23 protein-coding genes are annotated in these 25,709 nt (G+C 66.4%); 7 read left to right on the top strand and 16 right to left on the bottom strand.

Going from position 1 to position 25,709, the window contains the following annotated elements; genetic code table 11:
• Window positions 1-14 precede the first annotated feature (14 nt).
• On the top strand, window positions 15-911 hold the full coding sequence (locus ACQR1Y_RS26905; protein WP_434877055.1) for a LysR family transcriptional regulator: 897 nt from the start codon (window positions 15-17) through the stop codon (window positions 909-911).
• Window positions 912-1,239: 328 nt separating this feature from the next.
• Here the strand turns inward: ACQR1Y_RS26905 and ACQR1Y_RS26900 are convergent, their stop codons facing one another.
• The 3 genes from ACQR1Y_RS26900 to hydA all read right to left on the bottom strand — a co-directional run bounded on the left by ACQR1Y_RS26900 (window position 1,240) and on the right by hydA (window position 4,613).
• Window positions 1,240-2,001, bottom strand: coding sequence for an SDR family oxidoreductase (locus ACQR1Y_RS26900; RefSeq protein WP_434877056.1), 762 nt, complete (start codon window positions 1,999-2,001; stop codon window positions 1,240-1,242).
• A 1-nt stretch (window position 2,002) separates the two neighbouring features.
• Window positions 2,003-2,974 (bottom strand): NAD-dependent epimerase/dehydratase family protein, encoded by a 972-nt coding sequence (locus ACQR1Y_RS26895; protein ID WP_434877057.1) that lies wholly within the window; start codon window positions 2,972-2,974, stop codon window positions 2,003-2,005.
• Between the two features lie 169 nt (window positions 2,975-3,143).
• Window positions 3,144-4,613, bottom strand: a complete 1,470-nt coding sequence (gene hydA, locus ACQR1Y_RS26890; RefSeq protein WP_434877058.1) for a dihydropyrimidinase — start codon at window positions 4,611-4,613, stop codon at window positions 3,144-3,146.
• Window positions 4,614-4,740: 127 nt separating this feature from the next.
• Between hydA and ACQR1Y_RS26885 the strand changes: the two genes are divergently transcribed.
• On the top strand, window positions 4,741-5,400 hold the full coding sequence (locus ACQR1Y_RS26885) for an aspartate/glutamate racemase family protein (RefSeq protein ID WP_434877059.1): 660 nt from the start codon (window positions 4,741-4,743) through the stop codon (window positions 5,398-5,400).
• Window positions 5,401-5,665: 265 nt separating this feature from the next.
• Here ACQR1Y_RS26885 and ACQR1Y_RS26880 read toward each other — a convergent pair whose 3' ends face one another.
• The 3 genes from ACQR1Y_RS26880 to ACQR1Y_RS26870 all read right to left on the bottom strand — a co-directional run bounded on the left by ACQR1Y_RS26880 (window position 5,666) and on the right by ACQR1Y_RS26870 (window position 9,348).
• Window positions 5,666-6,793: an integrase core domain-containing protein gene (locus ACQR1Y_RS26880; protein WP_434862474.1), complete on the bottom strand. Its 1,128-nt coding sequence runs from the start codon at window positions 6,791-6,793 to the stop codon at window positions 5,666-5,668.
• A gap of 266 nt (window positions 6,794-7,059) precedes the next feature.
• Complete coding sequence (locus tag ACQR1Y_RS26875; RefSeq protein WP_434877060.1) at window positions 7,060-7,986, bottom strand: N-carbamoyl-D-amino-acid hydrolase; 927 nt, start codon at window positions 7,984-7,986, stop codon at window positions 7,060-7,062.
• Window positions 7,987-8,118: 132 nt separating this feature from the next.
• Window positions 8,119-9,348 carry an amidohydrolase family protein gene (locus tag ACQR1Y_RS26870; RefSeq protein WP_434877061.1) on the bottom strand — a complete coding sequence of 410 codons (1,230 nt, stop codon included), beginning with the start codon at window positions 9,346-9,348 and terminating at the stop codon, window positions 8,119-8,121.
• A gap of 255 nt (window positions 9,349-9,603) precedes the next feature.
• On the opposite strand from ACQR1Y_RS26870, the gene ACQR1Y_RS26865 reads away from it, so the two are divergent.
• The 3 genes from ACQR1Y_RS26865 (at window position 9,604) to upp (ending at window position 12,967) form a co-directional block, all read left to right on the top strand.
• Entirely contained in the window at window positions 9,604-10,860 is a 1,257-nt protein-coding gene (locus ACQR1Y_RS26865) for a GTP cyclohydrolase II (RefSeq protein WP_434877062.1), read from the top strand.
• Between the two features lie 15 nt (window positions 10,861-10,875).
• A complete protein-coding gene (locus ACQR1Y_RS26860) occupies window positions 10,876-12,099 on the top strand; it encodes a URC4/urg3 family protein (RefSeq protein ID WP_434877063.1) in 1,224 nt (407 codons plus the stop codon).
• A 238-nt stretch (window positions 12,100-12,337) separates the two neighbouring features.
• Window positions 12,338-12,967: a uracil phosphoribosyltransferase gene (upp, locus tag ACQR1Y_RS26855; protein WP_257169913.1), complete on the top strand. Its 630-nt coding sequence runs from the start codon at window positions 12,338-12,340 to the stop codon at window positions 12,965-12,967.
• A gap of 1,041 nt (window positions 12,968-14,008) precedes the next feature.
• Here the strand turns inward: upp and ACQR1Y_RS26850 are convergent.
• Genes ACQR1Y_RS26850 through ACQR1Y_RS26820 form a run of 7 tightly spaced genes read right to left on the bottom strand, consistent with a single transcriptional unit; the run spans window position 14,009 to window position 20,519 of the window.
• Complete coding sequence (locus tag ACQR1Y_RS26850) at window positions 14,009-15,382, bottom strand: amidohydrolase family protein (protein ID WP_434877064.1); 1,374 nt, start codon at window positions 15,380-15,382, stop codon at window positions 14,009-14,011.
• Window positions 15,379-16,272 carry a polysaccharide deacetylase family protein gene (locus ACQR1Y_RS26845; RefSeq protein WP_434877065.1) on the bottom strand — a complete coding sequence of 298 codons (894 nt, stop codon included), beginning with the start codon at window positions 16,270-16,272 and terminating at the stop codon, window positions 15,379-15,381. Before ACQR1Y_RS26845 ends, ACQR1Y_RS26850 begins: the two co-directional genes overlap by 4 nt.
• The gene (locus ACQR1Y_RS26840; RefSeq protein WP_434877066.1) at window positions 16,259-17,077 is read right to left on the bottom strand and encodes an ABC transporter substrate-binding protein; all 819 of its coding nucleotides are present in this window, start codon (window positions 17,075-17,077) and stop codon (window positions 16,259-16,261) included. The genes ACQR1Y_RS26845 and ACQR1Y_RS26840 overlap by 14 nt, the downstream gene beginning before the upstream one ends.
• A gap of 4 nt (window positions 17,078-17,081) precedes the next feature.
• Window positions 17,082-17,849: an amino acid ABC transporter ATP-binding protein gene (locus ACQR1Y_RS26835; protein WP_434877067.1), complete on the bottom strand. Its 768-nt coding sequence runs from the start codon at window positions 17,847-17,849 to the stop codon at window positions 17,082-17,084.
• Complete coding sequence (locus ACQR1Y_RS26830) at window positions 17,846-18,700, bottom strand: amino acid ABC transporter permease (RefSeq protein WP_434877068.1); 855 nt, start codon at window positions 18,698-18,700, stop codon at window positions 17,846-17,848. The genes ACQR1Y_RS26835 and ACQR1Y_RS26830 overlap by 4 nt, the downstream gene beginning before the upstream one ends.
• Window positions 18,697-19,518: an ABC transporter substrate-binding protein gene (locus ACQR1Y_RS26825; protein WP_434877069.1), complete on the bottom strand. Its 822-nt coding sequence runs from the start codon at window positions 19,516-19,518 to the stop codon at window positions 18,697-18,699. Before ACQR1Y_RS26825 ends, ACQR1Y_RS26830 begins: the two co-directional genes overlap by 4 nt.
• Before the next feature lie 26 nt (window positions 19,519-19,544).
• The gene (locus tag ACQR1Y_RS26820) at window positions 19,545-20,519 is read right to left on the bottom strand and encodes an N-carbamoyl-D-amino-acid hydrolase (protein WP_434877070.1); all 975 of its coding nucleotides are present in this window, start codon (window positions 20,517-20,519) and stop codon (window positions 19,545-19,547) included.
• A 150-nt stretch (window positions 20,520-20,669) separates the two neighbouring features.
• On the opposite strand from ACQR1Y_RS26820, the gene ACQR1Y_RS26815 reads away from it, so the two are divergent.
• Complete coding sequence (locus ACQR1Y_RS26815; RefSeq protein WP_434877071.1) at window positions 20,670-21,656, top strand: LysR family transcriptional regulator; 987 nt, start codon at window positions 20,670-20,672, stop codon at window positions 21,654-21,656.
• A gap of 203 nt (window positions 21,657-21,859) precedes the next feature.
• On the opposite strand, the gene ACQR1Y_RS26810 is transcribed toward ACQR1Y_RS26815, so the two are convergent.
• On the bottom strand, window positions 21,860-22,102 hold the full coding sequence (locus ACQR1Y_RS26810; protein WP_011924883.1) for a hypothetical protein: 243 nt from the start codon (window positions 22,100-22,102) through the stop codon (window positions 21,860-21,862).
• A gap of 385 nt (window positions 22,103-22,487) precedes the next feature.
• Between ACQR1Y_RS26810 and ACQR1Y_RS26805 the strand changes: the two genes are divergently transcribed.
• On the top strand, window positions 22,488-22,922 hold the full coding sequence (locus tag ACQR1Y_RS26805) for a DUF2267 domain-containing protein (protein ID WP_434877072.1): 435 nt from the start codon (window positions 22,488-22,490) through the stop codon (window positions 22,920-22,922).
• A 14-nt stretch (window positions 22,923-22,936) separates the two neighbouring features.
• Here ACQR1Y_RS26805 and ACQR1Y_RS26800 read toward each other — a convergent pair whose 3' ends face one another.
• Complete coding sequence (locus tag ACQR1Y_RS26800) at window positions 22,937-24,850, bottom strand: nitric oxide reductase activation protein NorD (protein ID WP_434877073.1); 1,914 nt, start codon at window positions 24,848-24,850, stop codon at window positions 22,937-22,939.
• A 3-nt stretch (window positions 24,851-24,853) separates the two neighbouring features.
• Window positions 24,854-25,663, bottom strand: coding sequence for a CbbQ/NirQ/NorQ/GpvN family protein (locus tag ACQR1Y_RS26795; RefSeq protein ID WP_434877074.1), 810 nt, complete (start codon window positions 25,661-25,663; stop codon window positions 24,854-24,856).
• Between the last annotated feature and the right edge of the window lie 46 nt (window positions 25,664-25,709).

Below are 25,709 nucleotides of genomic sequence, written 5' to 3'. Positions count from 1 at the left end.
AGACAAGAGGTCGCATGCCGCTCAACCTGCGCCAGATCGAGGTCTTCCGCGCCATCATGATCACCGGCTCGATCAGCGGCGCCGCGCGGCTGTTGTCGGTGTCACAGCCCGCCATCAGCCGGCTCTTGGCCTACACCGAGGACGGCCTGAAGCTGAAGCTGTTCGAGCGCATCAGCGGCCGGGTGCAGCCGACGCCGGAAGCGAAGCGGCTGTTCGCCGAGGTCGAGCACATCCATCGCGGCGTCGCGCGCATCAACGATCTCGCCGACGAATTGCGTGCCGGCGGCACCGGCACCATTCGCGTCGTGGCCAGCCCGAGCGCGGGATACGGCATGGTGCCGGACGCCCTGGCGCGGCTGCGCAGCCGCTTTCCCGACCTGCGCGTCGAGTTCGAATCGCTGACGCTGCTGGAGATCGTCAACCGTGTCGGCACCGCGCGCGCCGATGTCGGCGTCACCGTGCTGCCGGTCGACGAGCCCACGGTGGCGGTGGAGACCATCGCGGAAGGCGCGCTCCACGTGATCATGCCGGCGGATCATGCGCTGGCAAAACTGCGCAGCATCCGGCCGAAGGATATGCTGCCCTATCCATTGGTCGGCTTCGGCCCGCAGACGCCCTACGGACACATCGTGACATCAGCGCTCGCCGGCGGCCCCGAGCCCACGACGATCGTGCGCTACACCCCCGATGCCTGCGCCATGGTCCGCGCCGGCGCTGGCCTTGCTGTCGTCGACGAATTCGTCCTCCGCGGCCGCGCCTGGCCCGACCTCATTGCGCGGCCGCTGCTGCCGAAGACCCCGATGCGCGCCTATCTGCTGACGCCGCGCTTCGAGCCGCTGTCACGCAATGCCGCGGCGCTCGCGGATATCCTGCGCGGACGCGATCGGAAGGCGACAGCGGGGAAGCGCTAATTGACTTTGCCTATTGGGATCCGTCCTCTCTCCGCGCAACCGGTGAGTTCCCCTCCCCCTTGCGGGGAGGGGTCGGGGGTGGGGGTTCCACGAGTCCCGCTCGATGCGAGGTGCTCGAACAAATACTGACGATTGAAGACCGCGGAAAGGAGCCCCTCCGCTCTCAGTCCAACTCTGGATGAGCCGCGAATCCACGAAGGCCAGCGCCCGGAGACCCCCCACCCCCAACCCCTCCCCGCAAGGGGGAGGGGAGCCGACCGCCGCCGGAATGATGTCCGCGCTCAATCGAAAAAGCAGACGGGCAGATCTCGAACTCTGCCGCCTATTTCTACGCCGCCAGCCACCCACCATCCACCGGCAGCACGATGCCCGTCGTGAATGACGCCTCGTCGCTCGCCAGAAACAGCACCGCCGCGGCCACCTCATCCGCCTCGCCGAACCGCTTCATCGCATGGCGCTGGCGCGAGGCGTCGCGCACCGGCTCGGGATCGGCATGGCGCGCGAAGCTCCGGCGCAGCAGCGGGGTATCGATGGCGCCTGGCGCCAGCGCGTTGACGCGGATGCCGTCGGTGGCGAAATCGACCGCCATGGTGCGGGTCAGGCTGATGATCGCGCCCTTGGCGGCGATATAGGCACTGTTGCCCTTGCCGCCGGCGACGGCGAGTTGCGAAGCGACAGTGATGATCGATCCCGCCTTCTGCGCCTGCATGATCGGCACCGCGACCTTCGCCCACAGCCAGGTGCCGCCGACATTGGCGCGAAACACCGCGTCCCAATCGGAAGGATCGGTCGTGACCACCGTGCCGCCACAGGAGAAGCCCGCCGCGGTCATCAGCACGTCGAGCCGGCCACGCGCCGCGGCCACGCCTTCAATGGTCGCCTTGGCGAACGCGGCATCGCCGACATCGCCGACATGGACGCTGCCGTTCCCGCCGGCATCACGGACCAGCGCCAGCGTCTCATCGGCGCCGGCGGCATCGCGATCCACCACGGCGAGGAACGCGCCTTCGCGCGCGAACATCACGGCGCTGGCGCGGCCGATGCCCGAGCCGCCGCCGGTGATGACCGCGACCTTATCCTTCAGCCTCATGTCAGTCTCTCCCGTACTGATCGAACCAGCGGCCGAAATGCTCGGCCGAGGCCGCACAGTCGAACCGCGCGCGCCAGCCGAATTCATCGGCCAGCCGCGTCGTCGACAGCCGCCCGCGCACGGGCGCGAACACCGGCACCGTCGGCGTCTCGCCGGGCTCCGCGAGCCGGCACGTAAATCCAGTCCGGCCGGTCGCGAAAGCGCGGCCCCACGCCTCGGCCGTGAACGTCGCCTCGTTCGAAATGTTGTAGAGCGTCTGCTGCGGCTTCTCGGCCTCCAGCAGCAGGCAAACAGCATCGGCGACGTCGACGGCGTAGACCCAGTCCTTGTCGCCCGGCTCATTCAGCAACGCCGCCTCGTTGCGCACGCAACAGGCCGCGATCAGCGCCTGCGGCGAGGGCGTGTCACGCACGCCGCCGCCGCGCTCGAACGGGCCGAACACCGCGGACAGCCGCACGCTGATCACGTCGGTCTTCCAAAGATCCGACAGCCGCGCGGCGACGCGCTCGGAGGTGAATTTCGTGATCGCATACAGCGACACCGGTTCGCACGGCGTCGTCTCCTCCAGCACGGCAAAGCGCTGGCCGCTGGCGCCGTAGGATGCAGCGGACGACAGATTGATCACGCGCCGGACACCGCTGAGCCGCGCCGCCTGCAGGATCGGCACTTGCGCCAGCAGATTGACCGCCAGGATGCGCTCGGGATCGGACGCATCGCGCTCGGGACCGGCGGTGATCGCAGCGCCCATGACGACGGCATCGCAGCCGGAGCCGACCGCCGTCGCGACGGCAGCCGCATCGGTCACATCGCCTTTGATAACTTGCAGCCGCTCACCATGAGAAGCGAAGGCGCGTTGCGCGGCACTCGGCAGCGGCGCCGCATCGAACACGGTCACGCGGTGTCCGCGCTCCAACAAGCCTTGCGCGATATTGAGCCCGACGAAGCCGGCGCCGCCGAAGATCAGGACATGCATGCGAGAAGCCTCTCCATCGGGGCCTCATGGTTCGAGACGGCTGCTGGCGCAGCCTCCTCACCATGAGGACAAGCAGCGTGCGTGCGGCGCGTCTTGCTCTCTCCCCTCATGCTGAGGAGGGCGCGAAGCGCCAGTCTCGAAGCACGAGGCCGCGCTCTCCCCACGCCGATCACAGCAGCGTCGCCCCGAAATTCTGCGCGGGATCCATGTCCGCCACCAAGCGCCCCGTCGGCTTCGCCGCCTCGCCGCCGCTGCGGGCGAGGAACTGGCCGGAGCCGGGCTGCACCGAGACCTTGCCGTCGTCGACGATGACGCGGCCGCGCGACAGCACGGTCACCGGCCAGCCTTGCACGCTGCGGCCAACGAACGGCGTGTAGCCCGCGAGGTCGTGCATGCTCTCATCAGCAATGGTGACGCGCTTGTCCGGATCCCACAGCGCGATGTCGGCGTCGGCACCGATCGCGATGGCGCCCTTGCGCGGATGCAGATTGTAGATCTTGGCCGGCGCCGTCGACGTCAGCTCGACGAACTTGTTGAGGCCGAGCCGGCCCTTCGACACCATCGCGTCGAACAGCAGCGGCAGCCGCAGTTCCAGGCCCGGCAGGCCGTTGGCGATCTGCTTGAAGTTCGGGTTGGGACCGGCGCGCAGCTTGCCGGTCTCGTCGAAGCGGTACGGCGCGTGATCCGACGAGATCGTCTGCAGGTCGCCGAGCGACAGCGCCTGCCACAGCGCCTCCTGGTCCGGCGCGCGACGCGGCGGCGGGCTGCACATCCACTTCGCGCCTTCGATGCCCGGCTTGTCCAGATCGTCGGCCGTCATGAACAGATATTGCGGACAGGTCTCCGCGAACACCTTCAACCCCTGCCCGCGCGCGTCGCGGATCACTTTCGCGCCTTCGGCGGTCGAGACGTGGAAGATCATGATCGGCTGATCGACCAGCGCTGCCATGCCGATCAGGCGGTTGAACGCCTCGGCTTCGGAGAAGCGCGCGTGGCTGATGGCGTGATATTTCGGCGCAGTGTAGCCGCGCGCCAAGAGCCGCTTCACCATCCAGGAGATGATGCCGTGGTTCTCGGCATGCGCGCACAGCATCGCGCCGCCCTCGCGCGCGGCGACGAGGATGTCGAGCAGCGGCTCGTCGTCGATCTTGAGCCGGTCGTAGGTCATGAAGATCTTGATCGAGCCGTGGCCCTGCCGGATCAGCGCCGGCAGATCGCGCTCCAAGGTCTCCTTGGTCGGATCGGCGATGATCATGTGGAACGCGTAGTCGATGACCGCGCCCTTGCGCGCCAGCGCGTGGTAGTCCTCGAGCACCTGCGGCAGCTGCATACCGACATGCTGCGCGGCGAAGGAGATCACTGATGTGGTGCCGCCGTACGCCGCGGACGTCGTCGCGCTCTCGAAGGTATCGGCATTGACGATGCCGGCGGCGGAGAGCTGCTCGATGTGGCAATGGCTGTCGACGCCGCCGGGCAGCACGTACTTGCCGCGCGCATCGATCTCGCGCTTCGCCGGCCCGAGGCCGCGGCCGATCGCCGCGATGGTCTCGCCGGTGATGGCGACATCGGCCTCGAACGTATCCGTCGTGGTGGCGACGCGCCCTCCCCGGATGATCAGGTCATAGGCCGGCTCGGTCATCGCGATCTCCTAGTTCTGCCAGATGGAACGGCGTGGACGCGCGGAGCAGTTGAGGCCCGCTTGCGTCCGCGGTGGCATAGTGGTTGCCTGTCGGACGACGTCAACTCCGAAGAAGCAGGTAACACCCATGTCCCGCCCGCGCATCACCGTGATCAACCCGAACTCCAACCAGGTGGTGACCGACGGCCTCGCGGCAGCGCTCAAGCCGCTGATATTCGCGGAAGGACCGGAGATCGTCTGCGAGACCTTGAAGGAAGGACCGTACGGCGTCGAGAGCCAGAAGGATGCCGACAGCGTCGCGCTGCCGCTGCGCCGCTTCGTCGAGGGCGACAATGCGTCGAGCGCGTTCGTCATCGCCTGCTACAGCGATCCCGGCCTGCACGTCTGCCGCGAGGCGACGACGCGGCCGGTGCTCGGCATCGCCGAATGCGGCGTGCTGACCGCGCTGACCCGCGCCGACACCTTCGGCGTGCTCGCTATCGCGCAACGCTCGATCCGCCGCCACATCCGCTACCTCCGCCAGATGGGCCTGATGGACCGGTTGGCCGCCGAGCGGCCGCTGGACATGACGGTGGCGGAGACGGCCTCGGGCGAAGGCACGTTGGCGAAGATGATTTCCGTCGGCCGCGCGTTGAAGGAGGAGGACGGCGCCGGCTCCATCGTCATGGGTTGCGCCGGCATGGCGCGGCATCGCAAGAATCTGGAGGATGCGCTGGGCATTCCGGTGATCGACCCGACGCAGGCCGCGGTGACCATGGCGCTCGGCGCGGTGGCGTTTAGCAGCTGATTGCTTCGCAAATCTCGCGGCGCCGCCTGCGCTGCTCTGCCCGACCTACCCTCCGCTGTCGTCCCGGCCTCCGAGCCGGGACCCATAGCCACCGGACGGGATGAGGCAGGCAACTAGCAGTGACGTCCCTCGACAGCTTCCGCGGTATGGTAGCATCGCAAGATGCAATCCGACTGAACGGGACCCTCCGCACGGTCGGTGGGCGTGTGTCCGACCGGGCTGATCCCTGACATTTTAGACCGGGCTGATTCCTGACAATATTCCATCATTGGTGGGATGTCTCCGCCGTTTCCTGCGCGACGCGGAGCCGCGCACGCGGCGGAGCAAAGCGCAGGAAACGGCGGTCGCGATCGATAATCCCGAGGTCGCGGGCCGAGAAGCGGACAATGTGGCCGCCGGTCTCGTGCTTGGTAAGGCCGATGAGTTCGCCAGCGAGCGCCTCGCCGACGAAGACGAACTCACCGCGCCATTTGATGACGCCGTTGGGACGCACGCGGCGGACTTGGTGATCGGCGTCGTACCAGGGGTCATCGAGGCGGCTCGGCATGGAGCGCTGTGGCGAGCGCCAGAGCTTGATGGGTGCCACTTGGCCGAGCGCCTCGTGCGGCCGCTCCTCGTTGAAATGGCGCCGAAAGGCGTCGAAGCGACGCTGCTGCTCGGCGGCGGTGCCTGCCGGCGGCTTCGATGTCTCGGCCTTCAGCGTACGATGCATGCGCTCGTGCCGGCCGTTGTCCTGCGGGCTGGATGGTGGGATGTAGCGCGGCTCGATGCCGAGCTTGAGCCACCAGACCGAGAGCGTCGAGAGGCCGCCGGCGCCCGTCGATCCGAACGGTACGCCATTGTCGGAGCGGATCGCGCGCGGAAGTCCGATCTCCTTGAAAACAAGCTCCATCGCGTTCTTCACACCGGTCGCGGTCGGATCAACAATGCGCACCTCGATCAGGTAACGGCTCGCCGCGTCGGTGATTGTCAGTGGATCACAGCGTGTTCCATCCCGGGTGCGAAACCAGCCCTTGAAGTCGATCGCCCATTCGTCATTGGGACCTTCCGCCGGCGTCACCAGTTCGCCTTGCGCAATCGCCCGACGCCGGCGCGGTCGCGCTTGGACCAAGCCTTCGCGCTTGAGAATGTCGCCGATCGTCGAGGCCGCCGGCCAGCCGACCTGGGGCCGCTCGGACCCCAGCCAGGCCTTGATCTTCTTCGGGCCAAAATGCGGAAACCGTTGCCGGGCTGCGATGATCTGCTGGACCAGCCGGTCCTCTGTCGCATGCGGACAGTTCTGCACCGCATGGCTCTTCTCCTCGAACCACTGCGGATCCCCGCTCGCGCGGCGGCGCTCCCATACGTAGAACGTCTCCCGGCTGACGCCGTGCCGCGCACACAGCTCCGTCACCGTAAAGACCCCCGTGTCGTACTCCCGAAACAACCCAATACGCTGCTCCACAGGACTGCTCTCCCTGAAAGGCATCGTCCGATTCTCCTTCGAATCAGACGAAATTGGCCTGTCAGGAATCAACCCGGTCTAAAACGTCAGGAATCAGCCCGGTTCATACCGTGGCGGCCCCTCACCCCAACCCTCTCCCCGTGAAGAACGGGGAGAGGGAGCGCATTGCAGTCGGGGCAAGAGCGCTCGCCGACAAACTGATAGCGCTCAACATCTCACTCCGGCGGCACAGCACCCGTGCGGCTGGTGATCAACCCGTAATGCTCCACCCGGCGATGCCGGGCGAAATCGAAGATCGTCTGCTTGCCGAACCGCGTCGCATCCATATCGCACGGCGCGACCAGCACCTCGTCGCCCTCCGTCACAGCTTCCGCAACGATCTCGCCGTCGGGATTGACGATCAGGCTGCCGCCGATCAGATGATGGCTATCTTCCAACCCGGCCTTGGCCACCGAGACCACCCAGCACGAATTCTGATACGCGCCGGCCTGCGCGGAGAGACGATTGTGGAACAGCCGCTGCTGCAGTCCCTCCGCTGATTTCAGCGAGTTCACCGACGGCGTGTTGTAGCCGATCAGCACCAGCTCGACGTCCTGCAGGCCCATCACGCGATAGGTCTCCGGCCAGCGGCGGTCGTTGCAGATCGCCATGCCCATGATCCCGCCGAGATTGCGCCAGACCGGAAAGCCGAGATCGCCCGGCTCGAAATAGCGCTTCTCCAGATGCTGATGGCTGCGCTCCGGCTCGAATTCTTCGTGGCCGGGCAGATGCACCTTGCGGTACTTGCCGACGATGTTGCTGGCGCGGTCGGTGAGAACAGCTGTGTTGTAGTGGTGCCCATCCGGCGTCAGCTCCGCATAGCCGAGATACATCGCGATGCCGTGCTGCGCGGCGCGATCGAACAGCGGCTGCACCGCGGCGTTCGGCATGTCGCGCTCGAACCATGTATCCACCTCGGCCTGATCCTCCATGTACCAGCGCGGAAAGAACGTCGTCAGCGCCAGCTCCGGATAGACGATGAGATCGGCGCCTTTGCGCTTGGCCTCGTCCATCAGCGCGATCATGCGCGCGACGACGGCCTCGCGGCTCTCGGCCCGCTGGATCGGCCCCATCTGGGCGGCGGCAACGTTGATGATGCGCATGAAGTAACTCCTGTAGTAACTCCGCCGTCATTGCGAGCGAAGCGAAGCAATCCAGGGCCGCGCAAGGACTCTGGATTGCTTCGCTTCGCTCGCAATGACGCGTTGATAGACCATCACATTGTAACAACTAGATCATCCTGGCCGATGCAGCACCGGCCGCGTGCGTGAGAACGACGGGCGGCCGCGCTTGAGGCCCCACAGCGGCTGCGCCAAGGTCGCGACGGCTTCGGTGGGATCGCGGGCATCGATGCAGACGAGATCGGCGGGCGCGCCCACCCTCACGCCGTAATCCTCCAGCCGCATCAGCTTGGCCGCGTCATGCGTCACCATGTCCAGGCAGCCGGCGAGATGATCCGGGCGCGAGACGTGGCAGACATTGGCGTAGAGATTGGCCATGCGGATTAGCGAGCCGTCGCCATAGGGCGTGAAGGGATTGAGCACGTTGTTGGTCGACAGCGAGCAGGTCACGCCGTGCTCGCGCAGCGGCTCAAGCGGCACCACGCCGCGCGGGATGGCGTGATCCTGCCGCCGTCCCATCAGGTGCAGATCGGTCGAGGGCAACACGGTCACGGCGACGCCGGCGTTAGCGAGTTGCACGGCGATCGCGTTGAAGCGCTCCGGCGGCAGCAGCGACAGCTGCGTGACATGGCCGACCGCGACGCGCCCGCCCCAGCCGTACTCCTCGGTCTTGCGGCAGACATATTCGATCTGCATGTGATCGAGCGTCTCGGCGAGGTCGAGATGCATGTCGATGTCGACGTCGTGCTCCCTAGCGATCGCGAAGATGCGATCGATCTGCGCCGGCGGGTCGGTGTCGAAATACGGCGCGGCGCCGATCGTGCGCGCGCCGCGGCACAGCCCCTCGATCAGCAGCTCCTCGGTGCCCGGATAGTTTGTCAGCCCTTCCTGCGGGAACACGCAGATCTCGAGATCGAGCGCCCAGGCGTAGTCGCGCGCGAGCTGCTGGATCGCCTCGAAGGCGATGAAGCCGATGCCGGGATCGAGCTCGACATGGGTGCGCATCCGCATCGTGCCGTGGCTGATGCAGCGCTCCACGGTCTGCTTCGCCCTGGCGTAGACATCCTCCGCCGTGAAGTTGCGCTTCGCCGCCGCCGTCTCGCGCACGGCCTCGGCCACCGTACCTTCCCGGATGGTGCAGCGATCGAGGATGCAGGTCTTGTCGAGATGGATGTGCGTCTCGATAAAGCCGGGAACGACGAGACAGTTGTCCGCGTCGCGCTCCTCGCCGTCGGCCTGAAGCGCGGCCTCGATCGCCACGATCCGGCCTTTGGAAATTCCGATATCGGCGCGGCGCAGCTCCCCCTGCTGCGCCAGCACCGCGTTGCGAATGATCAGGTCCATGCCGCCTTTGCCGTCGAGGAATCCATGCGCGCCAAGCTGGCGGCGCCGCGCTCAAAAGGCAAGCGCCATGCCAGCGGCCGAAGCCGCGCTGCATTGCAAGCCGTGCTCGTCACCATTCGTTTACGAATGGGCGGCACGGCCGAACCACTTGTTTGCTGCGGAAAAACTGCTATATTGGTGCATGGAAAACGTGAACTCGTTCTGCTCAGGCCCGTCGTCAAGGCGGGCCGTTGCCGTTTTGGGGGTGGCTGTCCGATGACTCGCTCCAACCGCACGGATCACATCCGCCTGACCTCGCACCCGGTGCCAGGCGCCAAACATAACTTCCCGCTCCACTGGGGCGCCGAGGCCGCGCGCGAGCGTGGGCCGATCATCGGTACCGTGTCGCGGCCGCAAGACCGCAACGTCATCGGCAGCCATGGCGGCTCCTACACGGTGTACCGCGCGCTCGCGGTGTCCTCCGGCGCGCTCGATCCGATCCGCCGCCCCGATCTCACCAACACCCATCCCGCCGCCACCATCGGCCCGTTCGGCCAGTGGCGCGATCCCGCCAAGATCGTCGCGCTCGATCCCTGGGGTCACCTCGTCGCCGAGAACTTTGGCGGCGAGATCGCCGAGGGCATCGACATCCGCCCCTCCATCGCGGTGACCAAGGCGCGCATCGAGCTGCCGGAGCTGCACGCCGCGCTGGCCGCCAAGCGCCTCGTCCATGACGGCGAGGTCGTGCATGCCAATGGCAGCGTGTCGGTGGTCAAGATCGCGATCGATCCGGTGTGGTACCTGCCCGGCGTCGCCGCGCGCTTCGGCACCAGCGAGACCAATCTGCGCCGCGGCCTGTTCGAGCAGACCGGCGGCATGTATCCGGAGCTGGTGACGCGGCCCGACTTGCAGGTGTTCCTGCCGCCGATCGGCGGCACCACGGTGTATCTGTTCGGCGACGTCACCAAGCTGAACGACTCCAGGACGAAGATCACCTGCCGCGTGCATGACGAGTGCAACGGCTCCGACGTGTTCGGCTCCGACATCTGCACCTGCCGCCCGTATCTGATCCACGGCATCGAGGAATGCGTCGCCGCGGGACAGAACGGCGGGCTCGGCATCATCGTCTACAACCGCAAGGAAGGCCGCGCGCTCGGCGAGGTCACGAAGTTCCTCGTCTACAATGCGCGCAAGCGCCAGGAGGACGGCGACGCCGCCGCGGCCTATTTCGAGCGCACCGAATGCGTCGCCGGCGTGCAGGATGCGCGCTTCCAGCAGCTGATGCCCGACGTGATCCACTGGCTCGGCATCACGCGCATCGACCGCTTCATCTCGATGAGCGACATGAAGCATGATGCGCTGGTGGGACAAGGCGTCGACATCGTCGAGCGGGTGCCGATTCCCGACGAGCTGATCCCGGCCGACGCGCATGTCGAGATCGCGGCCAAGAAGGCCGCCGGCTATTTCTCGCTGGAGCCGCAGAAGCCCGAGGCGCTCGGCGACACGGTCGGCCGCCCGCTCGAGAAGTACTGAGCAAAGCGGCCGATCATGACCGACGTCTCATCCCTTCTGTCCGCCCGCGCCGTGCGCGAGCGGGCGCATCAGCTGCTTGCCCTCGGGCTCGACGACAAGCTGCCGCATTTTCGTACCGATCTCGGCAAGCTCGAGGGAATCGCCGATCTCGTGCTGGACGTTACGAACAAGGCGTATCCGAGCGGCGAGGTGCCGTTTCATTCGCGCTGGCGGCACTTCGTATTCGGTGGCGTCGATCGCTGGGCTGCAATCGCTGACAAGGTGGAGTGGCCGGATGCCGCGGCGCGCGCGCGCGCCGAATTCGATCTCGCCATCACCAGCGTGCTGCTCGACGCCGGCGCCGGCGCCGCTTGGCGCTATCAGGATGCCGTCACCGGCGCGAAGATCGGCCGCTCCGAGGGACTTGCGCTGGCGAGCCTCGACATGTTCGCGCGCGGCGCTTTCTCGGCCGATGTGCGCGATCCGCTGCGCGCTGATGCGGCGAAGCTGCAAGCGCTCTCCGTTGCCGATCTCGAACGCGGGTTTCAGGTGAGCCCCGACAATCCGCTGGTCGGATTGGACGGCCGCGTCGCCCTGCTGCGGCGGCTGGGCGAGGCAACGGCGGCAAAGCCGGAGATCTTCGGAACACAGGATGCTCCGCGTCCCGGCGGTCTGTTTGATCAGCTCGCCGCCGGCGCGTCCGGCGGTCATCTGCAGGCCGCCGACATCCTGCAGCAGGTGCTGCTGCAGCTCGGCCCGATCTGGCCGTCACGCCTGACGCTGCAAGGCATCGCGCTCGGCGACTGCTGGCGGCATGAATCGCTTGTTACGGCCGATGAGACCACCGGTCTCGTTCCGCTGCACAAGCTGTCGCAATGGCTGAGCTATTCGCTGATCGAACCGCTGCAGCGCGCCGGGCTGGTGGTCGACGCCATCGACGGCCTCACCGGCCTCGCCGAATACCGCAATGGCGGCCTGTTCGTCGACGGCGGCGTGCTGGTGTTGCGCGATCCCGCCGATGCCTCGCGCGCGCACGAGGTCGACTCCCCGCTGGTGGTGGAATGGCGCGCGCTCACCGTCGCCCTGCTCGACCGGCTGGCCGCACTGATCCGCCAGCGTACCGGCCAGACCGCCGAACAACTGCCCTTGGCCCGCATCCTCGAAAGCGGCACCTGGGCCGCAGGCCGCAAGCTCGCTTTCGCCCGCCGCCCGGACGGCTCTCCGCCGCTCACCATCATCAGCGACGGTACGGTGTTTTAAGGGGTTTGGACCACACTTACCGACCTTGCGGCTCCGTCATTGCGAGCGAAGCGAAGCAATCCAGGGCCCCGAAGAAAGTCTGGATTGCTTCGTCGCTTCGCGCCTCGCAATGACGAACCCATGAGGTATCCGTAGGGTGGGCAAAGCGCAGCGTGCCCACCGCTCCAGTCTGAGCTAACATCGCGGTGGGCACGGCGCGTCGCGCCTTTGCCCACCCTACGTGTCGGAGATGAAAGCCATGGAAGGCGTCACGGTCGTCGATCATCCGCTGGTGCAGCACAAGCTGACCCTGATCCGCGACAAGTCGATCTCGACCAAGTCGTTCCGCGAGCTCTTGAAGGAGATCGGCATGCTCCTCTGCTACGAGGTCACGCGCGACCTGCCGCTCACGGAAGTCGAGGTCGAGACCCCGCTGGCGCGGATGCAGTCGGCCAAGATCGCCGGCAAGAAGCTGGTGTTCGTGCCGGTGCTGCGCGCCGGCGTCACCTTCGTCGACGGCATGCTCGACCTCGTGCCGACCGCCCGCGTCGCCCATATCGGCCTCTATCGCGAACCGCAGACCTTCACCGCCGTCGAGTACTTCTTCAAGGCCCCGTCCGACCTGCAGGAGCGTCTCGCCGTCGTCGTCACGCCGGTGCTGGCGACCGGCAACAGCGCCGTCGCCGCGGTCGACCGCCTGAAGGAGCGCGGCGCCAAGGACATCCGCATGGTCTGCATGATCGCCGCCCCCGAAGGTGTCGAGCGCGTCCGCGGCCTGCATCCCGACGTCACGCTGTGGACCGCCGCCATCGACGAGGGCCTCGACGACGACGCCTTCATCGTCCCCGGCCTCGGCGACGCCGGCGACCGCGCGTATGGGACGCGGTAGGAACTGCTGGTCTCTGTGCCGCGGATGCTTCACGACGTTTTCGCGAACAAATAGGCTACGCGGAAACGAACTCCTCATGATGAACACGCCTCTCGGCGTTTGAATGGTCTGGGGTGAAGTGCCTCGTCGGCTTTCGACCCTCTTCATGAAAACGCCTCTCGGCGTGTTCATGGTCCGGTGTGCAGAGCCGCCCCGGCTGTTGAACCTCATGGTGAGGAGCGCCGCACGCCGGATTGAGCCGTTGCAACCAGCTGAGATGGCGGCGCGTATCGAACCATGAGGCCAAGGTCGGGGCCTCGCCCTTCGAGACGCCCGCCAGGGACGGGCTCCTCAGGGTGAGGAGCAACACCGCTCGAAAGGCGTCAAACGCCAACATCAATTCGAGCGTAGCTGGCAGAAACTCTGATTTGCCCGACGGGCGCGATCTGTCGATTGATCGCACCGACTTTGTCGGCAGCTTTGGTCGATCTGCTCCGTGCGAAAATGCTATTATCACCAGCAATTCCAACAACAAGCTCGAGTTCAAGAGCTAGCGCGAAAATAAATCACTTCCAACAATCCGAATATTCGGTTTATCCTCCCCGCCGTTCCGGTCCGGATGAGGGGCGTACGCGTCGTCACGAAACGTTGGATCGGCAATGCGGTGGACGTCGGAGCATCGGATGCGCTTGCGCGGACGAGCGGTGCTCTGCGGACGGCGAAGTCGCGTGGTTCTGATACCCCGAAGCTGGTATCAAGTCGGCCGGTGTGACGCATCGGATCGATGACGGCGGCCAACGAGCCGGGCGCCGGGGAGATCGCGTATAAGCCGTAAACCATCGCGCAGGGAAGGCCGGATGCTCCGGTTCGTACCTGTGGTTCTGCCGCGTGCTTTTTTTCTGCACGCGGACCGCGGGTGCGATCGGCACCCGGCCTTCCCTGCGCCCTCATCACTTCAAGAGGGCACGACCGCAACATAAACCGGGCGCATGCGCGCCGCGGCAACGATGCGGCCTGCCCGGTTGTTTGACAAGGTTCAGTGAGATGAAGGAACGCGCGAAGTCAGCCCGCGAACGCGGCCTGCGCCTCCGGCAACGCCCAGATCTTCTCGATCGCCGCCGCACCTGCCGCCGTGATCGCCGCCTCGTCGCCGTGCAGATAGCGGCCGTCGTGGATCAGCAGCCGGCCGTCAACCATCACCTGGTCGATGTTGGCGCGGTTGGCGAGCGCGATCAGGCCGCGACGCGGATCGTGCATCGGCTGGAGATGCGGATGCGTCATGTCGACGACGGTGAGATCGGCGGTGGCACCCGGCGCGATCACGCCGAGATCGTCGCGCTTGATCATTGCGGCCGCCGTCGCGGTGACCGCATCGATCAATTCCGGCGCGCTCGCGGTCTCGGCACTGCCGAGCGCGACCTTCGAGATCAGCGACGCCGCGTTGAGCTCGCCGAGCAGGTCCATGTTGTAGCCGTCGGTGCCGACAGCGGTGCGCACGCCATGCGCGGCGAAGCGGCCGAAGGCGGCGGTGACGCCAGCACGGGCGAAGACGCGCGGGCAGTTCAACACGCCGGCGCCGCGCGCCGCCATCAGCTTCAGATCCGCATCGGTCGAGGCGTGGCAATGCGCCGCGAGCAGGTCGGGCCCGAGCAGGCCGAGCCAATCGAGATATTCGGCCGGCGTGCGCCCGCCATAGCGCTGCCCGATGGTGGCGACCTCGCCGGCGCTCTGCGCCATGTGCGTCGTGATGGGAACGTCGAGCTCGCGCGCCCGGGCCGCGGCAGCCCGCAACAGATCAGGTCCGCAGGTGTCGGTCGCATGCGGGCTCATCGCGAGACGGACGCGTCCCTCCCCCTGCCCGTGCCAGCGCCGATGCAGCGCGTTCCAGGTCGCCATGTCGGCCTCGCCGTCGTCGCCGGCATAGTGCACGACACCGGAGGCATCCGCCTTGGCATCCGACGTCGAGAACAGATAGGGCGCGCCGTAGAAGCGCAAGCCCATCTCGAGCGCGGCGTCGAACAGCTCCGGAATTGTATTACGGAACGGCTCCATCACCGTCGTCGCGCCGCCCTTCAGCAGCTGCAGCACGCCCATGCGGCCGATCGCCAGCCGCTCTTCGACAGTCAGGATCTCCGCTCCGCGCTTGGAGAGCGGCAGCAGCACCGTGTAGACGATGCTCTTGTTGTTGCGGCGGCCGTTGCCGTCCTCGGTGAGCGTCCGCGCGATCGCCTCGCTGAAGATGTGGTTGTGCAGGTTCAACAGGCCCGGCAGCACGAAGCGGCCAGGGCGGTCGAACACCGCGTCGGCCGCGGGCCGGTCGCGCGTCACCGCCGCGATGCGCTTGCCCTCGACCAGCACCCAATGATCGCGCAGCACATGCTGCGCGCCGTCCTTGCGCGTCAGCACATAGCTGCCGAAGATCGCAATGGTGCTCATGCGTTTTTCGCTTCCGCCGCCTCATGACGCTGATAGTTCGCCGCAATCTCTGCGCCGGTGGTGATCCAGACGTCCTGGCACGCCTTGGCGTAGTTCAGGAAGTCGCGCAGCAGCCGGAAGCGCATCGGCCGCCCCGAGACCTGCGGATGCAGGACGGTCGTGACCATGGCGCCCCAGTCGCGGACCTCGTCGAGCTCGTCCTTCCACATCGACAGCACGTGCTCTTTGGGGAAGATCGAGCGCGGCGAGAACCGCGCCGACAGACCGTGCATCCAGTCGTCATAGCTCGACGTCACCGGGATCTCGATCGTGCCGGGCGAGCCGGAGGCCAAGCGGTGGCGATAGGGCCTGACGTCGTCGCGGAACGACGAGGTGTAGACGATGCCCTGGCGCACGAGCGCGACGCGCAGCTCCTCGCAGAACTCGCCGAACGGCGCGCGGTAGCCGATCGGGCGGACGCCGAGCCGGCGCTGCAGCGTCTCGAAGCCACGCTCGATCTCCTCGATGATGAAGGGATCGCCGGGATCGGGCAGCAGATGATGATAGCCGTGATGACCGATCTCATGGCCGGCCTTCAGCACCGCCTCGGCCATCGCCGGATGCGCATCGACCGCCCATCCCGTAATGAAGAACGTTGCCTTCAGGTCGAGCTCGGCGAGCAGCTCGAGCAGCTTCGGCGTCCCGACGCGGGCCTCGAAGCCGCCGAAGCTCATCGTGACCAGACGCGCGGCATGCGCCGGGTCCTTCGACGTCCAGGCGCTCTCGGCGTCGATGTCGAACGACAGGAACATCGCCGCCTTGTACGGCGCGGGCCAGGGATAGTCCGGCGCCGGCGGCGCCGTGTTGGAGGGAATGAGCGGGATGCCTGCGAGCGCCTTACTGTCCGGCATTGATCGTCACCTTCTCGATCGCGTTATCGCTGAGCTTCCACTTGGCCAGCAGCGCCTTGTAGCTGCCGTCGGCGATCAGCGCCTCCAGGGCGGCGCGCAGGGACTCGCGCAACTCCTCCGCCTTCACCGGCGTCGCAAGGCCCGTATATTGAAAGGCGATCGGCGTTCCGACCGGCACATAGGTATTGGGCTCGAGGTCCATGATGTAGGGCAAGGTCTCGTTGCCCTGCACGGCGGCATCGATCCGGCCCTGCTTGAGCTGCGTGCGCGCATCGGCCGAGCCTTCGGTGCCGACGAATTCGATCGGAGTCGCGCCGCAGTTCTTGTCGCTCCAGGCCGCGATGTCCTTCGGGAACATCGTGCGCCTGGAGGCGCCGACCTTCTTGCCGCACAGCGCCGCCGGCTCCTTGAACTCGGCGGCGCGCGAGGCCTGCACGAAGAAGCGCGGGCCGCTACGCAGATAGTCGATGAAGCTCGCGGTCTCCTGCCGGCTCTTGAGGTCGGTCATGCCGGTCAGGATGATGTCGAAGCGTTGCGTGGCAAGCCCCGGCATCAGCTGGTCGAAGCTGGTCTCCTGCCACACCGCCTTGACGCCGAGCTTCTTGGACAGCGCCTCGCCGAGCTCGACATCGAAGCCGGTCAGGGTCGCGGTGGCCGGATCCTTGAACTCCATCGGCGGATAGTTCGGCACCACCGCGATGCGCAGGCCGTTCTGCTTGATCTCGGGCGGCAGCTCGGCCGCAGCACTTGCCACCACCATCGCCGCGCTCGCGACGGCGGCCAACAGGATCGACTTGAACTTCATGATCTCACCCCACTTCAGCTGCCAAAAATGCCTTGGTCCTCGCCTCGCGCGGCGCGCGCAGCAACTCGCCGGCCGGACCGCTCTCCACGATCACGCCCTGGTCCATGTAGACCACGCGGTCGGCGACCTCGCGCGCGAAGCCGAGCTCATGCGTGACGACCAGCATCGTCATGCCCGAGGTCGCGAGCTCTTTCATCACGCCGAGCACCTCGCCGACCAATTCCGGATCGAGCGCCGAGGTCGGCTCGTCGAACAGCACCAGCCGCGGCGTCATCGCGAGCGCGCGTGCGATCGCGACGCGCTGCTGCTGGCCGCCGGACAATTGCGACGGATAGGAGCCGGCCTTGTCAGCCAGCCCGACGCGGCGAAGCAGCGCCATCGCCGCATCCCTGGCCTCGGCCGGCTTGCGGTTCTGCACCTGCACGGGGCCCTCGATGATGTTCTCCAGCGCCGTCATGTGCGGGAACAGATTGAAGCGCTGGAACACCATGCCGCAGGCGAGCCGCTGCCGCGCGATCTCGCGCTCCGAGAGCCGATGCAGCCGGCCATCCTGCTCGCGGAAACCGAGCAGTTCGCCGTCGAGCCAGATGCCGCCGCTATCGGCGGTGGTGAGCTGGTTGACGCAGCGGAGCAAGGTGGTCTTGCCGGAGCCGGACTGCCCGATCAGGCAGACCACCTCGCCTTCGAACACGTCGAGCGAGACCTGCTTCAGCGCCTGGAACTCGCCAAAACGCTTGCTGACCTGGCGGATCGCGATAAGGGGCTTCATCAACGGTCCCTCGCAAAGCCGCGGGCGAAGCGGCGTTCCAGCAGCGTCTGCAGCGGCGCCAGGATCGAGACCACGAGCAGATACCAGAGCCCGGCGACGATCAGGAGCTCGATGACGCGGGAGTTGGCGTAATAGATGTTCTCGGCCGAATGCAGCACTTCCGGATATTGGATCACGCTGGCGAGCGAGGTCGCCTTGACCAGGCCTATGAACTCGTTGCCGAGCGGCGGGATCACCACGCGCATCGCCTGCGGCAGGATGATCCGGCGCAGCGCCTGCAGCCGGCCCATGCCGATCGCCTGCGCCGCCTCGTACTGGCCGATGTCGACCGACAGCAGCCCGGCTCGCATCACCTCCGAGGTGTATGCGCCCTGGTTGATGCCGAGCCCGAGCAGCGCGGCGAGGAACGGCGTCATCAATTCGACGGCGCGCGCGCTCCACAGGCCGGGAATGCCGATGGTCGGAAACACCAGCGCGAGGTTGAACCAGAGCAGCAGCTGCAGGATCAGCGGCGTGCCGCGGAACAGCCACGTATATCCGGCGGCGACCGAGCGCAGCACCGGATTGGGCGACAGCCGCATGATCGCGACGACAACGCCGAGCGCGATGCCGAGCGCCATCGCCGCCACCGCCATGATCATGGTGTTGACGATGCCGCGCAGGATCACCGGCGCGGTGATGAAGCGCTCGACGAACGACCACTCGATCTGCCCGCGCGCGAAGGCGCGGCCGATCGCGAGAAGGACGAGGACGATGATGGCTGCCGTGAGCCAGCGCCCCCAATGCGCCTGCCGCGCAATCTTATGCCCGGAGAGATCCGGAAAACCGTCGGCGAGCGCTTCGCTGCGGCTCATTGCGGCGCCGCGTTCAGCATCGGCTCGCGCACCGCATTGGCGCCGAGGCCCCATTTGTCGAGAATCGCTTTGTAGCTTCCGTCAGCGATCATCGCCTTCAGCTGGTCCGTCACCACTTCGCGTAGCCCAGCGTCATCCTTTCGGAACATGATGCCTTGATAACCGAACGCAATGGGTTCCCCGACGATCCGGTACTTGCCGGCCTCCTGCGATTGCGCATAGGGCAAGGTCTCGCTGCCCTGGACGGCGGCGTCGATGCGACCCTGCTTCAGCTGGTTGCGGACGTCGATCGAGTTCTCCCCCGGCACATATTGCGCGGGGGGTTTGCCGGCAGCCTCGCAAATCGCCTTGCTCCACTTCTCGATCTCCTGCGGGAAGCTGGTCGAGCGGGTCGTGCCGATCTTCTTGCCGCAAAGATCGATCGCGGCCTTCGCATCGCTCTCGGCGAGCACGAAGAATTGGGGGCCGGTGACGAGATAGTCCACGAAGTCGGCCGTCTCGCGACGCGATGCGCGGTCGGAGATGCCGGAGATGATGAAGTCTGCGCGCCTGGTCTGCAGGGAGGGGATCAGCTCCGCGAACGGCGTCTCGCTCCAGACGATCTTCACGCCGAGCCGCTTCGCCAATTCGTTGGCGAGATCGATGTCGAGCCCTTTCAGCTCATTGGTGGCAGGGTCGTGATATTCCATGGGAGCGTAGGTCGAATTGACCGTGAGCTTGAGCGCACCCGCCTGCTTGATCTCGGCAGGCAGCTCTGCCGCACCGGCGGCGGTGAGCGAAGTGAGAGCGACGAGGCCTGCGAACAATGAATGGCGCATTTAGCGAGACTCCCCCATGCGAAAGGCTAGTCGACGGCGACCGGCTCGACCACGCCGGCACGCTCGGTGATGAGCTTGTACTGATCCGGCCGGCGATGCGCCGCGAAGTTGAACATCTTGTCCTTGCCTTGCCGGCACAGATCGAGATCGATGTCGGCGACGATCACCTCGTCCGCGAGCGTCTTGGCCTGCGCGACGATGCAGCCATTGGGATCGACGATGCAGGAGCCGCCGATCAGGCCGCTGCCGTCCTCGTCGCCGGCCTTGGCGACCGCGATCGCCCAGGTCGCGTTCATGTAGGCGTTGGCCTGCGCCACCAGCGTCGAGTGGAAGGTGCGCAGCGTGGCATCCTCGGTGTTGCCGCCGTTCGGATCATAGGCCGCGGAGTTGTAGCCGACGCAGACGAGCTCAACACCCTGCATGCCGAGCATGCGCCAGGATTCGGGCCAGCGCCGATCGTTGCAGATCATCATCCCCATGATCGCCCCGCCCCACTCCGAGCCTGCGCGCACCGCCGGAAAGCCGAGATCGCCGTAGCCGAAATAACGCTTCTCGAGCTGCTGATACCTCGCCCCTTCGCGCGGTTCCGCCGAGCCCGGCAGATGGACCTTGCGGTACTTGCTGATGATCTCGCCGTCGGGATCGACAAGGATCGAGCTGTTGAAGCGGCGGCCGTCGGGCGTCAGCTCGGCATAACCGACGTAGAAGCCGACGCCGAGCGTTCGCGCGCGATCGAACAGTGCGGCGACGGAGGCGTTCGGCATGCTGCGCTCGAAATACTGGTCGAGCGCATCGCCCTCCAGGATCCAGCGCGGAAAGAAGGTCGTGAAGGCGAGTTCGGGAAACACCACCAGCTTCGCGCCCTCGGCGGCGGCCTGCTCCAGGAGTTCTATCAGGCGGGACAACGTGTACGCCCGGCTGTCGGCGCGCTGGGTCGGCCCCATCTGGGCGGCGGCGGCGCGGAAAATACGGCTCAAGACTGCCTCCGATCTGTGCGCCATGCCGAACGATCAGGCGAAGATCGCCTGGAGACGCGCACCGAGAGAAGGGATCATCTTGGCGAAACCGGCGTGGGATTTGCAATCCACCATCGCGGCCGCGCGCTATGATATTTTGGCCGAGACCATAACCGGGGCTTATAGGGCGTTCACATGAACCTGCGACAGCTGGAGATCCTGCGGGCCGTCATCCGCCATCACACCACCGTCGCCGCGGCCGAGGAGCTGTCGCTGTCGCAGCCGGCGATCAGCAACGCGCTGAAGGCGATGGAGGCGCAGGCCGGTTTCACGCTGTTCGAGCGCGTCAACAACCGGCTGTTCCCGACGCCCGAGGCGATGACGCTGTATGAGGAAAGCGAGGCGATCTTCACCCTTCATGCGCGGCTCGAGAACCGCGTACGCGACCTGCGCGAGCAGAAGACGGGACATCTGTCTATCGTCGCGACGCCGCCGCTCGCCTACAGCATCATCCCGCCGACCTTGTCAGGGTTCCTGCGGCGCCGGCCGCAGACGCGGATGTTCTTCGACGTGCGGCGCTATGAGGGCGTCATCGAGCGCGTGCTCGGCAATGTCGCCGAGCTCGGCTTCGCGCTCGGCCTGTCGGATCATCCGGGCATCGCGCATGAGGTGGTGCACACCGGCGAGATGGTCTGCGTAATGCCGCCGCAGCATCCGCTGGCGGAGCGTGACGCGATCTCCGCGCGCGATCTCGCCGGCTTCCCGTTGATCGGGCTGGAGCGCGGCACGCGGCTCGGCGAAGCGGTACGCGACAGCTTTCGCGAATCTGACGCGGACTATCAGCCCACCGTCGAGGTCCGTTACTGCAACACGGCCTGCGTGCTGGCGTCGACCGGCGTCGGCATCGCCGTGGTCGATCCGTTCTCGCCGCGCCAAGGCGGGCACGATCTCGTCGTGCGCGCATTCACGCCGAGCACGACGGTGTCGGCCTATGTGCTGTGGTCGGAGGCGAGACCGCTGTCGAACTTGGCGAAAACGTTTCGAAACGAGGTACGCAACGCGAGCCGGAGTCTTGATGGACAACCAAGCACAATTGTTTCCGCAACGATGTTGCCCAATACAGCGCCCTCGCCCCTTGTGGGAGAGGGCATCGCCGGCTCATCCGCGCACTCGGTTGGGTGAGGGGTCTCTTTCCACAAGAACGACACGCGGAGGCAGACCCCTCGCCCGAGCGAGCTTGCTGCTCTCTACAACATGCCCTCTCCCACCCTGACGAAGCTTCGCTTCGCCTTGGGGGCGAGGGCGCATTCACAGGCACCGCGCTTGCGGCGAGTTACAAGCTAGAGAGTCTTGTGGTCAGCTTGCATTTCTCAGCAGCCCGAACCTCACGCCCGCGCCAACTCGATCTCGTGGGTCTGCTTCGTCTCGGCGTCGTACACCTTGATCTGCAACATCGGGAATCGACGCTTGAGATCGTGCGCGCCGTTATGCGCACCGTCCTTGGTCTTGAACTCGGTCTTGATCTGGCCGTCGACCACGACGGCATAGCCGGTCAGCGGAAGGTCGTTGCCGGATTTGTCTTGAGCAGGCTTGTTGTGAACAGACTTCTCTTGGGCAGACTTGAGCATTGCGAGCCGACGTCGATTCGTGAGTTGCGGGGGTGCCGGGTGCGCGGGTTTCCGCGCCTCGACCGACACCGATGTAAGGTGAGTCTGTCGCAGCGAGCAAGCGAAGACGCGTTCTGCACAAGCAGGACGATGACGGTTCAACCTGATGGCGCGATGTCGGTGCCGGATGACCTCGGGATGTCTGGGAAGGGATCGTAAACGGCTGGTGGCCTGGATTGACTGTTCGTTTACCTCGCGGCCAGCCGGGAGATTGTAATCTTGATGCAAGTCAACATCTCAGCACGCAACGTGCCCCTTACTGGCACAACGGCTGAGCGAATCAGGCGTTGTCGTTGTCACGCTCGGCTTGCGCGAACGGTTCCTTGCAGATGTCATGGAGAACCACATGAGCGAGATCGGCGTGACCGCCCTGGACCACACCGTCCAGGAAACCAACATCTGGCTGAAGGCGATCGAGCAGCGGCTCGGACTGGCGAGCCGGCAGCAGGCCTACAACGCGCTCCGCGCGGTGCTGCATGTGCTTCGCGACCGGCTGCCGCTGGCCACCGCCGCAAACTTCGGCGCTCAGCTGCCCATGCTGATCCGCGGCATCTATTACGAAGGCTGGCATCACGCGGCGGCGCCGACCAAGGACCGCCATCTCGAGGAGTTCGTCGACGACATCTTCCGCCAGTTGCCGCCGCAATTCCCGGTCGATCCGCTCAAGGCCGCGCGCGGCATCTTCGAAATTCTGTGGGAGAAGCTCGATCCCGGCGAGTTCGACAAGCTGATGGGCCATCTGCCGGTGCCGCTCAGGAACCTGCGCGAACCCGCGACCTGAGGACTGCCGCGCGCTCAATGCGCGAGCTGCCGGTAGAGCGCCGGCAGCGCCGCAGGCAGACGACGGATGTTCCCGACGATCGCATAGCCGCCGCGGCCGAACAGCGTTGGAAAATACGACTGCGCCGATGCGTCGATGGTGACGCCGAACACCGCCACGCCGGCGAGGCGCGCCTCCTGCACGGCCTTGCGCGTGTCCTCGATCGCGAACCGCCCTTCATAGTGATCGACATCGTTCGGCTTGCCGTCGGTCAGCACCAGCAGCAGCCGCTTGCGCTCGGGGCGCTCGGCAAGCTCGCCGGCGGCATGGCGCACAGCCGTGCCGATCCGCGTGTAGTAGCCGGGGCGGAGCGCACCGATGCGGCGCTCGACTTGCCCGCTCATCTTCTCGCCGAACGCCTTCACGGTCTCCAGTCGGACCCAGGAACTCCGCCGCGAGGTGAAGGTGAGGATGCTGTGGCTGTCACCGCAGGCCGACAGGCCGTGAGCGAGCACCAGCAGCGACTCCTTCTCGACGTCGAGCACGCGAACGCCGTCGATCCACGCATCCGTCGACAAGGAGACGTCGACCAGCAGGGTCGCCGCAAGATCATGCGCGAGCGGACGCATCGCGAGGTGGACGCGATCGAGACCGCCATGGCCGGCATCGAAATCGCTGCGCGCGCGGACCAGCGCGTCGATATCGAGGTCGTGCCCGTCAGCCTGGGCGCGCATCACCTCCTGGCGCGGCCGCAACGTCTCGAAGCGGCGCCGCACGCTGCGAATACGACGGCGCGTCGCCTCATCGGGCGCCCACGTCTCGCCTGTCTCGGCCGCGGCGCCGGTGACGACGCGACAATGATCGGGCAGGTAGTCGCCGCTTCGGTAATTCCATTCGGGGTACAGCCGCCCGCTGTCGAGCCGCGCGGTGTCGACCGCCTCGGGCGGCAGATCGAGATCGAACTTCAGCTTGCTCGCGGGACGTCCCTTGCGCCTGGAGATCGCGAGCTCATCGAGATCGTCGGCGGCCTTGCGGGCGTCGTCATCGTCGGTATCGTCAGAGGGACGATCGACATTGACCATCTCCGCCATCGCGAGAATCTTCTCGAAGCGGTTGAGAATGAATGGATCGCGCCTGACGCCATCGTCGCGTTCGCGCCGCGCAAAGCGCTTACGGGTGTCTTGCGTCTCCGCCTGCTCGGCTGGCGTCTGCGTCTCCTCGTCGTCGCGTTCGGGAGCAACAGCGTCGCGGCTCCAGCAATCGCCCCACAACGGGCACGGCAGCATCGGTCGGTAGCCCGGCGGTGCGCGATGCGGCAGTTCGCCGTCGGCGATGACGGCATTCCACAGCACGCCCTGCGGCGGCACGGCCGCTCCAAGCAGCGCCATGACGATGTGCTCGACCTGCTGCTCCAGACGCGGCAGCGGACGTCGCGGTCGGGTCACGGCCAGCGCACGCGCGAGCTGGGCGTAGGATCGGTTCAATCCGGGGAAGCGCGTCAGCACCACCATCGCGGTCTCGCGCGCCCGGCGCAGCGCGAGGAGATCCCGCCGCAGCGGGTCGCTGTCCGCGATCGGCTCGACCTCCATGGTCGCGAACCACGCAGCGAGCCAGTGATAGAGCTGGGCGTTGAGAGCGCGATCCGGCAGCAGCGCGATGGTGTCCGGGAGAAACACGGTGGCGCCGTCGCGGCCCGCCTGATCGAGGCACTCGTCGCCGAGCCCGATGCGCTGGCGCCAGCCGAGACGATGGCCCGACTTGCGCGCGTTGGCGCCTGCGATCTGCACACCGCTCTCTCCGCCAAGCGCGCGGAACATCACGGCGATACGGCCGCTGACGTCATTCAACGCGACCGCGTGATCGGGATGAACCGAATAGCTCGACGTGGTGCCGACAAGGCGATGCCAGGCACGGCCGACGGTTTCTTCCAGTTCGAGAAAGTCGAGCATGCTTCACCCGATCACGGCCTGCGCGACCTCGCGCAAGGCTGCCTTGACGTCGGCATCGTCGGTCAGCGGCTCGATCATCGCGGCGAGCACGGCTTCGGCGACGGGCGTCCCGGCAGCGACGAGCGTGGCGCAATAGACCAGCAGCCGGGTCGAGACGCCCTCCTCCAGATCGTGGCCCTGCAGCGCCCGCAGCCGATGCGCCAATGCCACCAGCGGCCGCACACGGGCAGGCGTCAGCCCGCTCTCGGCGGCGACGACCGCGATCTCCTGCTCCGCGGGCAGGAAGCCGAACTCGATCGCAATGAAGCGCTGCCGCGTCGACGGCTTCAACGCCTTGTGCAGCGACTGATAGCCCGGATTGTAGGACACCACGAGCATGAAGCCGTCGGGCGCGACCAGCTCCTCGCCGGTGCGCTCCAAGGGCAGCATGCGACGATCGTCGGTGAGAGGATGCAGCACGACCGTGACGTCCTTGCGGGCCTCGACCACCTCGTCGAGATAGCAGATGCCGCCATCGCGCACGGCGCGGGTCAAAGGTCCGTCGGTCCAGACGGTGTCGCCGCCCTTGAGCAGATAGCGGCCGGTGAGATCGGCGGCGGTGAGGTCGTCATGACAGGCGACCGTATGCAGCGGCAGGCCGAGCCGCGCCGCCATATGAGCGACGAAGCGGGTCTTGCCGCAGCCCGTCGGGCCCTTCAGCAGCACCGGCAGCCGGTGACGGAACGCATGCTCGAACAGCGCGCATTCATTGGCGGTCGGCGTGTAAAGCGGGAACACAGGAACGGTGTCGATCGCGTGCAGCGCGGCTTTCATGGTCTTTCTCCAATATCGGGGACTGCAGGCGGCGACCGCGGGGCCG

Source organism: Bradyrhizobium sp. HKCCYLRH3099 (genome assembly GCF_051167855.1).
Classification (GTDB): domain Bacteria; phylum Pseudomonadota; class Alphaproteobacteria; order Rhizobiales; family Xanthobacteraceae; genus Bradyrhizobium.
This window is presented reverse-complemented; position numbering and strand designations above follow the sequence as displayed.

Coding starts and splice junctions, on each gene's coding strand:
- upp (WP_257169913.1), top strand. CDS start 12,338: ATGGAAGGCGTCACGGTCGTCGATCATCCGCTGGTGCAGCACAAGCTG.
- ACQR1Y_RS26845 (WP_434877065.1), bottom strand. CDS start 16,272: ATGCCGGACAGTAAGGCGCTCGCAGGCATCCCGCTCATTCCCTCCAAC.
- ACQR1Y_RS26795 (WP_434877074.1), bottom strand. CDS start 25,663: ATGAAAGCCGCGCTGCACGCGATCGACACCGTTCCTGTGTTCCCGCTT.
- ACQR1Y_RS26805 (WP_434877072.1), top strand. CDS start 22,488: ATGAGCGAGATCGGCGTGACCGCCCTGGACCACACCGTCCAGGAAACC.
- ACQR1Y_RS26830 (WP_434877068.1), bottom strand. CDS start 18,700: ATGAGCCGCAGCGAAGCGCTCGCCGACGGTTTTCCGGATCTCTCCGGG.
- ACQR1Y_RS26905 (WP_434877055.1), top strand. CDS start 15: ATGCCGCTCAACCTGCGCCAGATCGAGGTCTTCCGCGCCATCATGATC.
- ACQR1Y_RS26850 (WP_434877064.1), bottom strand. CDS start 15,382: ATGAGCACCATTGCGATCTTCGGCAGCTATGTGCTGACGCGCAAGGAC.
- hydA (WP_434877058.1), bottom strand. CDS start 4,613: ATGACCGAGCCGGCCTATGACCTGATCATCCGGGGAGGGCGCGTCGCC.
- ACQR1Y_RS26860 (WP_434877063.1), top strand. CDS start 10,876: ATGACCGACGTCTCATCCCTTCTGTCCGCCCGCGCCGTGCGCGAGCGG.
- ACQR1Y_RS26865 (WP_434877062.1), top strand. CDS start 9,604: ATGACTCGCTCCAACCGCACGGATCACATCCGCCTGACCTCGCACCCG.
- ACQR1Y_RS26870 (WP_434877061.1), bottom strand. CDS start 9,348: ATGGACCTGATCATTCGCAACGCGGTGCTGGCGCAGCAGGGGGAGCTG.
- ACQR1Y_RS26800 (WP_434877073.1), bottom strand. CDS start 24,850: ATGCTCGACTTTCTCGAACTGGAAGAAACCGTCGGCCGTGCCTGGCAT.
- ACQR1Y_RS26825 (WP_434877069.1), bottom strand. CDS start 19,518: ATGCGCCATTCATTGTTCGCAGGCCTCGTCGCTCTCACTTCGCTCACC.
- ACQR1Y_RS26815 (WP_434877071.1), top strand. CDS start 20,670: ATGAACCTGCGACAGCTGGAGATCCTGCGGGCCGTCATCCGCCATCAC.
- ACQR1Y_RS26900 (WP_434877056.1), bottom strand. CDS start 2,001: ATGAGGCTGAAGGATAAGGTCGCGGTCATCACCGGCGGCGGCTCGGGC.
- ACQR1Y_RS26820 (WP_434877070.1), bottom strand. CDS start 20,519: ATGGCGCACAGATCGGAGGCAGTCTTGAGCCGTATTTTCCGCGCCGCC.
- ACQR1Y_RS26885 (WP_434877059.1), top strand. CDS start 4,741: ATGTCCCGCCCGCGCATCACCGTGATCAACCCGAACTCCAACCAGGTG.
- ACQR1Y_RS26810 (WP_011924883.1), bottom strand. CDS start 22,102: ATGCTCAAGTCTGCCCAAGAGAAGTCTGTTCACAACAAGCCTGCTCAA.
- ACQR1Y_RS26840 (WP_434877066.1), bottom strand. CDS start 17,077: ATGAAGTTCAAGTCGATCCTGTTGGCCGCCGTCGCGAGCGCGGCGATG.
- ACQR1Y_RS26895 (WP_434877057.1), bottom strand. CDS start 2,974: ATGCATGTCCTGATCTTCGGCGGCGCCGGCTTCGTCGGGCTCAATATC.
- ACQR1Y_RS26875 (WP_434877060.1), bottom strand. CDS start 7,986: ATGCGCATCATCAACGTTGCCGCCGCCCAGATGGGGCCGATCCAGCGG.